Raw genomic sequence first — 14106 nt, 5'->3', positions numbered from 1 at the left:
GCTCAGCGCAGTTATCTCTCATTGTAGGAATGCTGCCGTGACACAGACCGCTTTAGAGTTCAGCAAGGCCCGGCGTTCATCCCTGATCGCCGCGATCTTCATGATGGCCACCTCGGCCATCGGCCCGGGCTTTCTGACCCAGACCGCCACCTTCACCGCCACCCTGGGCGCCGCGTTCGCCTTCGGTATCCTCGCCTCGATCCTGATCGACTTCGTCGTGCAACTGAACGTGTGGCGCATCGTCACCCTCACCCGCATGCGCGCCGCCGACCTCGCCAACACCGCCATCCCAGGCTCGGGTTATGTGCTGGCCGTGCTGGTGATTTTCGGTGGCCTGGTGTTCAGCCTGGGCAACATCGCCGGGGCCGGCCTTGGGCTGAACGCCCTGATCGGCCTGGACCCCAAATGGGGTGGAGCCTTGAGCGCACTGGTGGCCATCGGCATTTTTTCGTCGCACCGCGCAGGGGTGGCCATGGACCGCATCATGATCGTGCTCGGCACCCTGAAAGTCGGCCTGATCATCTTCGCCGCCTGCTCCACCCACCCGCCCCTGGGCGAAGCCCTGCGCCAGGCGGTATGGCCGGACTTCGTCGACTTCGCCGCAATCACCACCATCGTCGGCGGCACCGTCGGCGGCTACATCACCTACGCCGGTGCGCACCGCCTGCTGGACAAAGGCACCGTGGGGGTGGAGAACATCGATGTGGTGTCCAAGGCCGCACTCAGCGGCATCCTGGTCACCGGCGTCGCCCGCTACGTGCTGTTTCTGGCGATTCTGGGCGTGGTCGCCAGTGGCGTGGTCATCGATGTGTCCGGCCAGGGCGCCAACCCGGCCGCGCAAGCCTTCGGCGCCGCCGCCGGTGAAGCCGGGCTGATGGTGTTCGGCCTGGTGCTGTGGGCGGCAGGTATCAGCAGCGTGATCGGCGCCTCGTACACCTCGATGTCGTTCATCACGGTATTCTCCAGCCGCATCACCGAGCGCACCCGCCACCTGGCCACCGTCGGTTTCATTCTGGTGGCGGTCGCCGTATACCTGACAGCAGGCAAGCCGCCCGCTGCCCTGCTGGTGTTTGCCGGCGGCTTCAACGGTCTGATCCTGCCGCTGGGCCTGAGCATCTTCATGTACGTCGGCTGGCGCCGTTCCGACCTCATGGACGGCTACCACTACCCGCGCTGGTTGCTGGTACTGGGCGTGCTCACCTGTGCCCTGTCGTGGTACATGGCGTACAAGTCCGCCGGCGCCATCTTCGCCTTCATCAACGCAGCCTGAGACTGCCACGGAGAACTTTTTCATGCCTGCCATCGACCTTAACAGCGACCTCGGCGAAAACTTCGGCGCCTGGAGCATGGGCGACGATGCCGCGATGCTCGACATCGTCACCAGCGCCAACGTGGCCTGCGGCTTCCATGCCGGCGACCCGGCCGGGATCCTCGGCACCCTGGAGGCCGCCGCCGCCCGCGGCGTGGCTGTCGGTGCCCATGTGTCCTACCCCGACCTGGTCGGCTTCGGCCGGCGCAACATGGCGGTGCCGGCGGCGCAGCTGACCGCCGACGTGATCTACCAGATCGGCGCGCTGCAGGGCCTGGCGCGCAGCGCAGGCACCGAGGTGCGCTACGTAAAACCCCATGGCGCGCTGTACAACACCATTGCCCAGGACCCGGTACAGGCAGCGGCGGTGATCCAGGCCGTGCTGCGCATCGACCCGCAGCTGAAGCTGGTGTGCCTGGCCAACTCGCCGCTGATCGGCTGGGCCACCGAGGCCGGCCTTGCCTGCGTGGCCGAAGCCTTCGCCGACCGCGCCTACACCGCGCAAGGCACCCTGGTGTCGCGCAACCGCCCGGGGGCCGTGCTGCACGATGTCGAGCTGATTGCCCAGCGCATGCTGCGCCTGGTACGTGACGGCGTGATCGAAGCCGAAGACGGCCAGTTGATCCAGCTGCAGGCCGATTCGATCTGCGTGCATGGCGACAGCCCCGACGCGGTCGGCATCGCCCGTACCGTCAAAAGCCGCCTGCTCGAAGCCGGCACCACCCTGCGCGCCTTCACCGGAGCCCGCCCATGAACCCGTTCCAGCAAGCCCGCGAAGCCGCCGCTGCCGCCCGTGCCCGTTACCGTGCAGGGCTGGTGTCGCCCACCGCCGGCCACGCCCCCGGCCTGACCCAGTGCAACATGATCTGCCTGCCCCGCGAGTGGGCCTATGACTTTCTGCTGTTCGCCCAGCGCAACCCCCAGGCCTGCCCGGTGCTGGATGTAACCGAGCCTGGCGAGTACAGCACCTTTCTCGCCGCCGATGCCGACCTGCGCAGCGACCTGCCGCTGTACCGGGTGTGGCGCGACGGCCAGCTGGCTGAAGAAGTCAGCGATGTGCGCGCCCTGTGGGCCGAGCACGACGACCTGGTGAGCTTCCTGATCGGTTGCAGCTTCACCTTCGAGAATGACCTGCTCGAGGCCGGCATCGACGTGCGCCACATCAGCGAAGGCTGCAACGTGCCGATGTACCGCAGCAACCGCGCCTGCCGCCCGGCCGGCCGCCTGCAAGGCAACATGGTGGTGTCGATGCGCCCGGTGCCGGCCGAACGGGTGGCCGATGCCGCACGCATCACCGCGCGCTACCCCGGCGTGCACGGCGCCCCGGTGCATGTCGGCGAGCCCGGCCTGCTGGGCATCGCCGACATCGCCAAGCCGGACTTCGGCGACCCAGTCAGCATCAAGCCGGGCGAAATCCCGGTGTTCTGGGCCTGCGGCGTGACCCCGCAATCGGTGGTGATGGCTTCGAAGGTGCCGTTCGCGATTTCCCACGCGCCGGGGCACATGTTCATCACCGACGTGCCTGACAGCCAATACCACGTGTAGGAGAGGCCCATGCATTTCTATCCGGTCAGCCTGGATGCATTGCTGGTGGAGCTCGCCGACCTGGACGAGACCCTCGCCCTGTTCGATGCGCTGCAACAGGCGCCCATCGCTGGCGTACAAGAGATCGTGCCCGCCGCACGCACCTTGCTGCTGCACTTTCGCCCAAGCTTCATCAGCCGCGAGGCGCTGGCAGCGCAAGTCGCCGCGCGCGACATCAGCGCCCGCCAGCGCCAGGCCGGCAAGCTCATCGAAATCCCGGTGCATTACAACGGTGAAGACCTGGCCGACGTGGCCCAGGCCCTGAGCATCGGCATCGACGAGGTGATCCGCCGCCACACCGCCAGCGAATACAGCGTGGCCTTTTGCGGCTTTGCCCCGGGCTTTGCCTACCTGAGCGGCGGCGCCGGCTTTGTGGTGCCACGGCGCAGCACGCCGCGCACGCGCATCCCGGCCGGTGCCGTGGCCCTGGCCGGCGGCTTCAGCGGCATCTACCCGCAGGCCAGCCCCGGTGGCTGGCAGATCATCGGCATCACCGGTACGCGCATGTGGGACCTGGAGCGCGACGAGCCTGCCCTGCTGCAACCGGGCTACCGGGTGCGCTTCGTCGATGCAGGCCCGGCCGCGGAGCAGCGTGTGTCGGTAGCGGTACCTGAGCGCCCGCAAGTGACCAAACACAACTGCCTGGAAATCCACTCCCCAGGCTTGCAGACCCTGCTGCAGGACCTCGGCCGCCCTGGCCGCGCCGGGCAAGGGGTGTCGGCCTCCGGCGCCATGGACCGCAGCGCCCTGCGCGCCGCCAACCGCGCGGTCGGCAACGACGCCGGCAGCGCCTGCCTGGAAGTGCTGATGGGCGGTTTGAGCTTCACCTGCCACGGCCAAACCGTGGCCGCCGTCACTGGCGCCACAGCCCAGGTAGAGGTGCGCAGCGCCAACGGCCAACTGTTGCGCCCTGCCCTGTACACGCCTTTCATCTTGCAGGACGGCGACCAGGTGAGCATCCACACCCCCAGCGCAGGCCTGCGCAACTACCTGGCGGTGCGTGGCGGCTTCGATCACGCCCCGGTGCTCGGCAGCCTGGCCACCGACACCCTGGCCCAGGTCGGCCCGGCGCCGCTGGCCGCAGGCCAGCGCCTGGGCTTCAACCCGCGCATCGGCGGCGCTGCGGTCTCGCTCGACGAGCAACCGGCGTTCGACATGCCAGGGCGCGACCAGGTCATCACCCTGGATGTGGTGATGGGCCCGCGCAGCGACTGGTTCACCCCTGAGGCCCAGGCCCTGCTCGCCGAGCAGACCTGGCAGGTGACGCCGCAGTCCAACCGCATCGGCATCCGCCTTGCCGGTGAACAGGCGCTGCAACGCGCCATCGACGGCGAGCTGCCCAGCGAAGGCACCACCGTCGGCGCCATCCAGGTGCCGCCCAGCGGCCAGCCGGTGCTGTTCTTGGCCGACCACCCGCTGACCGGCGGCTACCCGGTGATCGGCGTGGTGGCGCCGCACCACCTGGACCTGGCCGGGCAAATCCCGGTCAATGCCCGTATCCGCTTCAACCCGCTGGGCGCCTTCGAGCCCGTGCGGCCTGCCCCTTCCAACGAGATTGCTGCCCGATGAAAAAGGTCCTGATTGCCAACCGCGGCGAAATCGCCGTGCGTATCGCCCGTGCCTGCCGTGACTACGGCGTCGCCAGCGTGGCGGTGTACGCCGACGCCGACATCGATGCCCTGCACGTGCGCATGGCCGACGAAGCCTACGCCCTGAACGGCCAGCGCCCCGCCGACAGCTACCTGAACATCGACAAGCTGCTGGCCGTGGCCGCCCGCTGCGGCGCCGACGCGGTGCACCCGGGCTATGGCTTCTTGTCCGAGCGCGCCGACTTCGCCCGCGCCGTGCAGGCCGCCGGCCTGACCTGGATCGGCCCGGACCCTGCCACCATCGACGCCTTGGGCGACAAGGTGCAGGCGCGGCGCATCGCCTTGAAAGTCGGCGCACCGCTGGTGGCCGGCACCGAAGACCCGGTCAAGGGCGCCAGTGAAGTGCTGGCCTTCGCCGAGCAGCATGGCCTGCCGATCGCCATCAAGGCCGCCTTCGGTGGCGGTGGCCGCGGCCTGAAGGTGGCCTGGCAGCTCGATGAGGTCAGCGACCTGTACGAGTCCGCCGTGCGTGAAGCGGTCACCGCCTTTGGCCGTGGCGAGTGCTTCGTCGAGCGCTTCCTCGATCGGCCACGGCATATCGAGGCGCAGATCATCGCCGACCGCCATGGCCGGGTGGTGGTGGTCGGCACCCGCGACTGCTCGCTGCAGCGGCGCAACCAGAAGCTCATCGAGGAGGCCCCGGCGCCGTATCTGGACGACGCCCTGCGCCAGCGCATCCACGACTCGGCCCGTGACATCTGCGCCGAAGCCGGCTACGTGGGCGCCGGTACCGTGGAGTTTCTGCTCAGTGCCGACGGCACGCTGTCGTTCCTCGAGGTGAACACCCGCCTGCAGGTGGAGCACCCGGTCACCGAAGAAACCAGCGGCGTGGACCTGGTCATCGAGCAACTGCGCGTGGCCGATGGCCTGCCTTTGTCGTTCGAGGGCACCCCAACCCCACGCGGGCACAGCTTCGAGTTCCGCATCAACGCCGAGGACGCCGGCAACGGCTTCCTGCCGACCCCGGGCAGCATCGAGGGCTTTCGCCCGCCCAGCGGCCCCGGCGTGCGCCTGGACACCGGCGTGGTCGAAGGTTCGCGGGTATCGCCGAACTTCGACTCGATGATCGCCAAGCTGATCGTTACCGGCGCCACCCGCGAGCAGGCCATCCGCCGCGCCCGCCGCGCCCTGGCCGAGTTCCGCGTGGAGGGTGTGGCCACCGTGCTGCCGTTCCACTGCGCAGTGATGGACCACGCCGACTTCACCGCCGACGACACCTTTGCCGTGCACACCCGCTGGATCGAGACCGACTTCGCCGGGCAAGTGACCATCGCCCCGCGCAGCGCCGCCCAGCAAGACCCGGGCGTGCTGCGCACTTTCGTCGAGATCGACGGCAAGCGCCACGCACTGGGCCTGCCGGCCGCCCTGCTGGCCGGCATCAGCCTCACCGGCGCGGCGCCCGCAGCAGAACCCGCTGCCGAAGCGGTGGATGAGAACGCCGTGCTCACCCCGGTGGCCGGCAACCTGCACACCTGGGTGGTCGAGGACGGCGCCAAGGTAGACGCCGGGCAAGTCATCGCGGTGATGGAAGCGATGAAGATGGAAACCTCGGTGCTGGCCCCGCGCGCCGGCACCCTGAGCATTGCCGGGCAAACCGGCAATTACTTCGAGGCACGCGCCAGCATCGGCCGCATCGACTGATACACCCCGCTACACCCTGAACCACCACGCGCACTCGGGCCTTCGGGCCTGAGGGGCCGCGTGTCGCCGGAATTCACCGTTTCGGCCGCTGTTGCACGCATAACAACAACGTTCATCGACCCTCCTGCCACTACGGAGCATGCCAGGCATGTCGTCAAACAAGACCCTTGCAACACTCGGTTCCTGCGCACTGTTGTTCCCCCTGGCGGCCTCGGCGGATTTCATCGCCGACAGCACCGCTGCGGTGGAGCTGCGCAACTTCTACTTCAACCGCGATTTTCGTAACGGCCCGCCCACCGCGCAGCGCGACTCGGCTGCCGAATGGGCACAAGGGGCGATGCTGCGGTTCACCTCCGGCTATACCGAAGGCGCCGTCGGTTTGGGCCTCGATGCCTTGGGCATGTACGGCTTCAAGCTCGACGGCGGCGATGGCTCGGGCGGTACCGGCCTGCTGCCGGCCGACCTCAGTGCCAACAACGGCCAGGGCTCGCAGCGCGAATACGCCAAGCTTGCGCTGACCGCCAAGGCGAAGGTGTCGCAAACCGTGCTGAAAGTCGGCTCGCTGGCGTTTCGCAACCCGGTGGCACAAAGCAACGACACCCGCCTGCTGCCGTCCACCTTCGAAGGCGCCATGGTCACCTCCAGCGACATCGACAACCTGGCGTTGCAGGTGGGCAAGCTGCAGCAGATCAAATTCAACAGCTCGACCAACTACCAGGACTTCACCGGCAACCGCATCGGCGGGGTTAGCGATGATTTTCGCTTTGCCGGCGGCACCTACAGCTTCGGCAAGGGGCTCAGCACCAGCCTGTTCTATGGCAACCTGGAGGACGTCTACCAGCAGGTTTTCGGCGGCGTGGTGTACGAGTTGCCGCTGGCCGCGCAGCAGTCGCTGAAATTCGACCTGCGCTATGCCAAAAGCCGCGAGGACGGCAACTTTCGCCCGCTCGACAACCGCTCGGCCAACGGCCAGGTGGCCTACACCCTGGGCGGCCATATGTTCACCGCTGCCTACCAGCGCATGAGCGGTGACGACCCCTTCCCCTACATCGCCAACAGCGACCCGTACCTGGTCAACTTCGTGCAGATCAACGACTTTGCCAATATCGATGAGCGTTCGTGGCAGCTGCGTTATGACTACAACTTCGCGGCCTTGGGCGTGCCTGGGCTGACCTTCATGACCCGCTATGTCAGCGGTGACAATGCGCAGGTGGGTGGCGGGCATGGCGGCAAGGAATGGGAGCGCAATACCGATATCGGCTATGTGGTGCAGACCGGTGCGTTGAAGAACCTTGGGGTGAAGCTGCGAAATGCCACGGTGCGCTCGAACTTCGGCAACGACCTGGATGAGACGCGGTTGATCGTGAGTTATACGTGGGGGCTTTGGTAAGGCTCGGCCGAGCCGCCGCCTACCTGCAGGAGCGGCCTTGTGTCGCGAAAGGGTCGCGAAGCGGCCCCAGGATCTCGACATCCTGCAAGATCGCCGGGGCTGCTGCGCAGCCCTTTCGCGGCACAAGGACGCTCCTACGAGATCGCGCATAATCTTCAAATCAGGGTTTGCCGATTAGCATTGGCACGCCACCCGGGAACACCTTCCTGTCACCGAGCTTCTCCAGCAAGAAGTCATACACCAGCCGAATTCGTCGCGGCGCAGGCCCCGGCCGGGTTCGGTAGAGAATCAAATCCAGCGGCGGCGGCGCGTAGTCCGGCATCACCTCTACCAACGTGCCCTGGGTTAAATGGGGCTCAGCCAGATACAGCGGAACCTGGGCAAACACCGCCCCTTGCAGCACCATTTCAAGCTCCGTCTCCGGGTCGTCACAGGTAAAACCCGGTTGCTCGGGAATGAAGCTGCCATCGTCAGGGAAAACCCACGGCCAGCCACGGCCGGTCCTGCGGTCCTGCAGCAGCGACAACGGCATGGCTTTGAGTGCTTCGAGGCTCAAAGGTGTGCCGGCACTGGCAATCAGCCCGGGCGCAGCCACCACCATCAGCGGCACGCTGGCCACCGTCCTGGCAATGAAGCGCCGGTCCCGCACACTGCCCACCCGAATGCCGATATCGATCTTCGAAACCACCGAGTCGGTCAATTCATCATCCAACGTTAGGTCGATGCTCAACTTCGGGTGTTGCCGGCGCAGTTCGGCCAGAAAACGCGCCAGGTAGAGCTTGCCGATGGCATGGGGCGCCGTAAGCCCCACCCGCCCTGACAGCTCCTGATCGGCATCGCTATCGGCCCTGACGAACAGCTGGTCGAAGCCATTCACAGCGGCTTTCGCCTCCAGGGCCAGCGCCCTGCCGAAATCGGTGATGCGCATCTGCCGGGTGCTGCGATGAAACAGCGGCTCGCCCATCAGCCGCTCCAGCTCCTGCACCGCCCGGGTGACTTTTTGCGGTGATGTGGCCAGTTGGTTGGCGGCCTCACGGAACGACGAGCAATCCGCAACCGCCAGGAAAACCCTGACCATGTCGAGTCGGTTCAGCATCGGTTTATTCCACTTTCAGGAATACTCAAATCCTGAATATTCCATTCTCTGTGACAAACCCGCAACCCATAATCGGTGCCATCTCCACCCACTGAGGTTACTGAAATGAGCAAAGGTATCGAAGGGAAAGTCGTCGTGATCACTGGCGCCAGCAGCGGCCTGGGCGAATCCACCGCCCGCCACCTGGCCAGGCTGGGTGCCGCGGTGGTGCTTGGCGCACGCCGTGAAGAGCGCCTGAATGCTATCGTCGAAGAGATCAAGGCCGAAGGCGGCAAGGCCACTGCCCAAGTGGTGGATGTAACTCGCCGTGAAGACCTGGCAGCCCTGGTGCAACACGCGGTGAGCACCTTCGGCCGCGTGGATGTGATGATCAACAACGCAGGGTTGATGGCCATTTCGCCGATTGCCGAACTACGCGTCGATGAATGGGATCGAATGATCGATATCAACATCAAAGGCGTGATGTATGGCATCGCCGCCGCGCTGCCGCTGTTCGAGCAGCAAGGCGCGGGGCACTTCATCAATATTTCATCGGTGGCCGGTATCAAGGTGTTCAGCCCAGGCGGCTCGGTGTACAGCGGCACCAAATACGCGGTGCGGGCGATTTCCGAGGGCTTGCGCCATGAAGTGGGCAGCAGCATCCGCACCACCACCATTGAACCCGGCGCGGTGGATTCCGAGCTCAAACACGGCAGCACGCACGTAACCAGCGCGCAGGCAGTGGCCGAGTTTTACAAGCAGGCAATCCCGGCAGAATCGGTTGCCCGGGCCATCGCCTTCGCCATCGAGCAACCGGCGGATGTGGACATCAACGAGATCGTGCTGCGCCCGACCTCTCAGGACTTTTAAGCCAACTGATATAGAGGGACGGCCCGCTGCCCCTCCTCCACGGCTTCAACATTCGAGGAATCAAGCATGAAAATTCTGATGGTACTGACCTCGCACGACCAGCTCGGCAACACCGGCTTGAAAACCGGTTTCTGGCTGGAAGAATTCGCAGCCCCCTACTACGTGTTCAAGGACGCTGGTGCCGAAGTAGTGCTGGCATCCCCGGCAGGTGGCCAGCCGCCGCTCGACCCGAAAAGCGAGCTGGCGGACTTTCAGACCGACATGACCCGCCGCTTCAATGCCGACCCGGCCGCGCAACAGGCACTGGCCAATACGGTCAAGCTCGACAGCGTCAACGCGAAGGATTTCGATACCGTGTTCTACCCAGGTGGCCATGGCCCGCTGTGGGACCTTGCCGAGTCGCAGACCTCCATCCGCCTGATAGAGGCGTTCGAACGCGCCGGCAAGCCCATTGGCTTCGTCTGCCACGCACCAGGCGCACTGCGCCATGTGAAAGCGGCCGATGGCTCGCCGCTGATCAAGGGCCGCCGGGTGACCGGGTTCACCAATGGGGAGGAAGCCGCCGTTGAGCTCACCGATGTGGTGCCGTTCTTGATCGAGGATGAGTTCCAGCGCCTGGGTGGGCTGTATGAGAAAGGCCCGGATTGGGCGCCGTTCGTGGTCGAGGACGATAGGCTGATCACCGGGCAGAACCCCGCCAGCTCCGAAGCGGTGGCCGAGGCGCTGGTTGCCCGGGTGAAGTGATTTTTGCAGGTTTTCGCAAGTGCATTACCAGCCCCATCACAGGCTTGCCTGCGATGGGGCTTTCACTGAATTTCAGGCAACTTGTCCTGTTTGTGCTGCCTCCAGGCGCTGCATGGCTTATCCTTGCGCCACGCAATCAACTTCGAAGCAGTGAATTGAACGATGGGTTTTGAACAACTAGCTGGACTCCGTGACCGCCTGCGGGCAGAAAAAGAGCAGGCCAAGGCCGAAAACGCCCCTCAGCGCAAGCGCAAACCCGCCGCCCAGGCCAAGCCTCGCGAGCAGGACCCGGCAGTGGCGGCGATCTGGCCGTTGCAAAAGCACTTTCCGCAGGCCTTCCCGGTCAACCCCGCGCCCAAGGTGCCGCTCAAGGAAGGCATCTTCAAGGATGCAGAGCAACATCTCGAGCTGCTGGGGCTGACCCGTGAACAGCTGAAACTGGGGATTTCCACCTGGTGCAAGGGCAACCGTTACTGGGCCAGCATGGTCGAGGATGCGCCGCGGCTGGACTTGAACGGGCAGCCAGCGGGGACCGTGACTGCGGCCCAGGCACTGCATGCCAAGCAGCAGGCTTCGCGCCAGCGTAGTCAGGATCGGCGTAATCGGGCCAAGGCCAAGGCGAAGCCGGTGGAAGCTGCGGTTGAGGGTGTGGTGGAAAAGGTTGAGGGTTGAGTTGCGGGGATACGCAGCCGAAGACTCTTTGCGCAAGGCAAGCGCGATCCTGAAATGCATCAGACGAAGAAAGGTAACCAGTCTTTCTTCGGCATGAAGGCGCATATCGGTGCCGATGCTGAGTCGGGGCTGGTGCACCACGTCCACGGCACAGCGGCGAATGTGGCTGATGTAACGGAGGTCGCTCACCTGTTGCATGGCGATGAAAATTCTATCTGTGCCGATGCAGGTTATACCGGCGTGGAGAAACGGCCGGAGCATGGAGGGCGGGCGGTGATCTGGTAGATTGCGGCCCGTCGCAGCACCTACAAGCGCTTGAGCAAACGCAGCGTACTCTACAAAGTCAGGCGCAAGATCGAGAAGGCCAAAGCGCAGGCGCGAGCGAAGGTCGAACACCCTTTTCGTGTGATCAAGCGCCAGTTCGGTTATGTGAAAACCCGTTTCCGTGGCTTGGCCAAGAACACGGCGCAATTGGCCACGCTGTTTGCCCTGTCGAATCTGTGCCTGGGGCGGGAGAGGTGCGCCCGTGAGGGCAGATAACCAAGGCGACCTGTACCTTCAAAAAAGCCATCGACGTCTCGCCTCTCACATCTGCAATCCTCAAACCCCACTCCCCCGCAATAAGGTATGTGGCGCCACCCCAAATGCCTTCCGGAACGCATGACTGAAATGTGAAAAATCGGAAAAGCCAAACTCCAGCGCCGCCTGGGAAACACTCCTTACCTGGCCACACTCAATCGCCGTCCGGCTAGCGTTCAGCCGCTCCTTCCAGATCTCGGCGACCGGTGACTTCTGGTGCCGGGCAAACGCCCGTGTCACCGTCCGTGTCGACACGTGATGCGCCACAGCAATCGACTCAAGCGACAGTTCAGGCTCCGTCAAATGTCGCTGAATGTAGTTCATGATCCGCCCATAAAGATCAAGCTCTTGATGAATAGTCTTCAGGTCCTGTAGCTCCAGGCTAAGCACCAGTAGATCAGTGATGGTGTTGCAATAGCGCCGGGAGATCCCTTCATCCTGTAACAGCGCTACTGAACTGACCGCCTGGCCGATCATCTGCCGCAGCGGGATAACGCCGGGGCGGGCTTCGTCCAGCACCAACGCGGTAAAGTCGCCAATGCGGGGCAGGCGTTGGGCAAGCAGTGAGCGGGGGATGCGGATCAGATGGTTTTCGGTACCACCGAGGCTGAAGCGGAACGGTTGGGTTGCGTCGTAAAGAAACAAATTGCCAGCGCTGAGGCCTGCTTTGCGGGTGTGTTGTTCAATTTCGCCGTGGCCGTTGAGGGTGAAACCGAGCCATATATCGTCGGCCGGGTCGCTGCGCAAATGCTTCTCGGAGCGCACCCAGTGGTGCAGCGGCGACGACAGGGTAGTGATGTCCAGAGGGCCAATTCCGTTGACCTGTAGCACACCTTCGAAATCGCTCTGCGACGAGGGTTTACTGTCTGCCGACAGGCAATGGCGGCAGACCACTTCTCGCCAGTAATCAAAGCGGCGAGCGGGCGAAACAGCAAGGGTGGAATAAAGGTTGGTCTCAGCCATGATGGCGCTCACCTTGATGCAACAACGGGGGAAAACGGTGATTGTTACCGTGGGTGATACAGGCAATAAACACGCCAGCGGCTGGCGTTGGCGCGAAAGTGTCTACCGCGGGATTGCGCAAACGCGTGGCTGTCGACAGCATCAACTTCCCTCCCCATTTCAGGGCAAAAGTCCGGTTTTGCGTGGTGCGCCGCACCCTCTTGGTTCGTGCTCCGACGGGTGTTTTGGCGCTGTCTTTTCCAACCAAACGGTTGTCCTTGCGAACAAAGCGGGGCTGGTCAGTCGTGCCTAACTTTGACCTTACGGCAACTCAGCAACCCATGCCGATGAGGTGAGCCCATGCAATTCAAACAACAGCAAGTGGCCGATGAATTCAGGTGGCTGCACATGCGTGACCTGGCGCCCGAGGAGTTCTTGTCGTGGCTGCTCGAATGGGGGGCCTGTGCAGTGCGGGCCCGGCTGGCGAATGCCTGCCTTGAAACTGAGCGTGTGCCTGAACCTAGAACAACAAGGAGCCTGTGATGGAGTCTGCAATCGACAAACACCTCAAGTGCCCGCGCACGTTATCGCGCCGGGTGCCTGATGACTACCAGCCGCCCTTTCCGATGTGGGTGGGCCGTGCTGATGAGCAGTTGACTCAGGTGGTGATGGCTTACCTGGGCGTGCAATACAAAGGTGACGGCCAGCGCGAGCAAGCCTTGCAGGCGATGCGTGACATCGTTGCCAGCTTCAGCCTGGCCGACGGCCCGCTGACTCACGACCTGACCCACCACACCGACAACAGCGGCTACGACAACCTGATGATCGTCGGCTACTGGAAGGACGCCGGCGCCTATTGCCGCTGGGTGCGCTCGGCCGAGGTGGAGGGCTGGTGGAGTTCGCCGCAGCGTTTGAATGATGGGCTGGGTTATTACCGCGAGATCTCTGCACCGCGGGCGGAGCAGTTCGAGACGTTGTATGCGTTTCAAAGCGACTTGCCGGGCGTTGGCGCGGTCATGGACAAGACCAGTGGCGAGATCGAAGAGCACGGTTACTGGGGCTCGATGCGCGACCGTTTTCCGGTGTCGCAAACCGACTGGATGAGCCCTGACGGCGAGCTGCGGGTGGTGTCTGGCGACCCGGCCAAGGGCGGCCGGGTAGTGGTGGTTGGCCATGACAATATCGCCTTGATTCGTTCGGGCCAGGATTGGGCCGCTGCGGAAGCGGCGGAGCGTTCGTTGTATCTGGATGAGATCTTGCCGACCTTGCAGGACGGCATGGACTTCTTGCGCGACAACGGCCAGCCGTTGGGCTGTTACAGCAATCGCTTCGTGCGCAATATCGATGCCGACGGCAACTTTCTCGACATGAGTTATAACATCGGCCACTGGCGCTCGGTGGAAAAACTCGAACGCTGGGCGGAATCACACCCGACTCATTTGCGCATCTTCGTCACGTTCTTCCGAGTGGCGGCGGGGCTGCAGAAGTTACGCCTGTACCACGAGGTGTCGGTGTCCGATGCAAGCAGCCAGGTGTTCGAGTACATCAACTGCCACCCGCACACGGGCATGTTGCGTGACGCGCAAGTAAGCACCAACTAACAAAAGACTCCACGTTTAGCCCTGCACCTGCCGTTATTGCGGCAGCGGGG

At 64.2% G+C, this 14106-nt stretch carries 13 protein-coding genes and 1 pseudogene; 12 read left to right on the top strand and 2 right to left on the bottom strand.

Annotated elements, in window-relative coordinates; all coding sequences use genetic code 11:
- The first annotated feature begins 37 nt into the window (after positions 1-37).
- The 6 genes from KSS93_RS13765 (at position 38) to KSS93_RS13740 (ending at position 7573) form a co-directional block, all read left to right on the top strand.
- On the top strand, positions 38-1270 hold the full coding sequence (locus tag KSS93_RS13765; protein WP_217884579.1) for an NRAMP family divalent metal transporter: 1233 nt from the start codon (positions 38-40) through the stop codon (positions 1268-1270).
- Between the two features lie 22 nt (positions 1271-1292).
- Positions 1293-2063, top strand: a complete 771-nt coding sequence (locus tag KSS93_RS13760; protein WP_217884578.1) for a LamB/YcsF family protein — start codon at positions 1293-1295, stop codon at positions 2061-2063.
- On the top strand, positions 2060-2854 hold the full coding sequence (locus KSS93_RS13755; protein WP_217884577.1) for a putative hydro-lyase: 795 nt from the start codon (positions 2060-2062) through the stop codon (positions 2852-2854). The genes KSS93_RS13760 and KSS93_RS13755 overlap by 4 nt, the downstream gene beginning before the upstream one ends.
- A 9-nt stretch (positions 2855-2863) precedes the next feature.
- Positions 2864-4462 (top strand): 5-oxoprolinase subunit B/C family protein, encoded by a 1599-nt coding sequence (locus tag KSS93_RS13750; RefSeq protein WP_217884576.1) that lies wholly within the window; start codon positions 2864-2866, stop codon positions 4460-4462.
- The gene (locus KSS93_RS13745) at positions 4459-6183 is read left to right on the top strand and encodes an acetyl/propionyl/methylcrotonyl-CoA carboxylase subunit alpha (RefSeq protein ID WP_217884575.1); all 1725 of its coding nucleotides are present in this window, start codon (positions 4459-4461) and stop codon (positions 6181-6183) included. Before KSS93_RS13750 ends, KSS93_RS13745 begins: the two co-directional genes overlap by 4 nt.
- Positions 6184-6331: 148 nt before the next feature.
- Positions 6332-7573 carry an OprD family porin gene (locus tag KSS93_RS13740; protein ID WP_217884574.1) on the top strand — a complete coding sequence of 414 codons (1242 nt, stop codon included), beginning with the start codon at positions 6332-6334 and terminating at the stop codon, positions 7571-7573.
- A gap of 160 nt (positions 7574-7733) precedes the next feature.
- On the opposite strand, the gene KSS93_RS13735 is transcribed toward KSS93_RS13740, so the two are convergent.
- Entirely contained in the window at positions 7734-8669 is a 936-nt protein-coding gene (locus tag KSS93_RS13735; RefSeq protein WP_217884573.1) for a LysR family transcriptional regulator, read from the bottom strand.
- A 105-nt stretch (positions 8670-8774) separates the two neighbouring features.
- Here KSS93_RS13735 and KSS93_RS13730 point away from each other — a divergent pair, with 105 nt between their 5' ends.
- From KSS93_RS13730 to KSS93_RS13715, 4 genes and pseudogenes are all read left to right on the top strand, one after another.
- Entirely contained in the window at positions 8775-9518 is a 744-nt protein-coding gene (locus KSS93_RS13730) for an SDR family oxidoreductase (protein ID WP_217884572.1), read from the top strand.
- 66 nt (positions 9519-9584) lie between these two features.
- Positions 9585-10262: a type 1 glutamine amidotransferase domain-containing protein gene (locus KSS93_RS13725; RefSeq protein ID WP_217884571.1), complete on the top strand. Its 678-nt coding sequence runs from the start codon at positions 9585-9587 to the stop codon at positions 10260-10262.
- Between the two features lie 162 nt (positions 10263-10424).
- The gene (locus KSS93_RS13720; protein ID WP_217884570.1) at positions 10425-10934 is read left to right on the top strand and encodes a ProQ/FinO family protein; all 510 of its coding nucleotides are present in this window, start codon (positions 10425-10427) and stop codon (positions 10932-10934) included.
- Positions 10935-10970: 36 nt separating this feature from the next.
- Positions 10971-11474: pseudogene (locus KSS93_RS13715) on the top strand (IS5 family transposase); the annotation flags it as partial.
- 60 nt (positions 11475-11534) lie between these two features.
- On the opposite strand, the gene KSS93_RS13710 reads toward KSS93_RS13715, so the two are convergent.
- The gene (locus KSS93_RS13710) at positions 11535-12476 is read right to left on the bottom strand and encodes an AraC-like ligand-binding domain-containing protein (protein ID WP_217884569.1); all 942 of its coding nucleotides are present in this window, start codon (positions 12474-12476) and stop codon (positions 11535-11537) included.
- Positions 12477-12815: 339 nt separating this feature from the next.
- Between KSS93_RS13710 and KSS93_RS13705 the strand changes: the two genes are divergently transcribed.
- Both KSS93_RS13705 and oxdA read left to right on the top strand, forming a co-directional pair.
- Positions 12816-12998, top strand: a complete 183-nt coding sequence (locus KSS93_RS13705) for a hypothetical protein (protein ID WP_217884568.1) — start codon at positions 12816-12818, stop codon at positions 12996-12998.
- Positions 12998-14056: an aliphatic aldoxime dehydratase gene (gene oxdA, locus KSS93_RS13700; RefSeq protein WP_217884567.1), complete on the top strand. Its 1059-nt coding sequence runs from the start codon at positions 12998-13000 to the stop codon at positions 14054-14056. Before KSS93_RS13705 ends, oxdA begins: the two co-directional genes overlap by 1 nt.
- The last annotated feature ends 50 nt before the right edge of the window (positions 14057-14106 follow it).

It is taken from the genome of Pseudomonas xanthosomatis, assembly GCF_019139835.1.
Classification (GTDB): domain Bacteria; phylum Pseudomonadota; class Gammaproteobacteria; order Pseudomonadales; family Pseudomonadaceae; genus Aquipseudomonas; species Aquipseudomonas fakonensis.
Note: the sequence above shows the minus strand (reverse complement) of the source record. Positions and strands in the feature narration are given on the sequence as shown.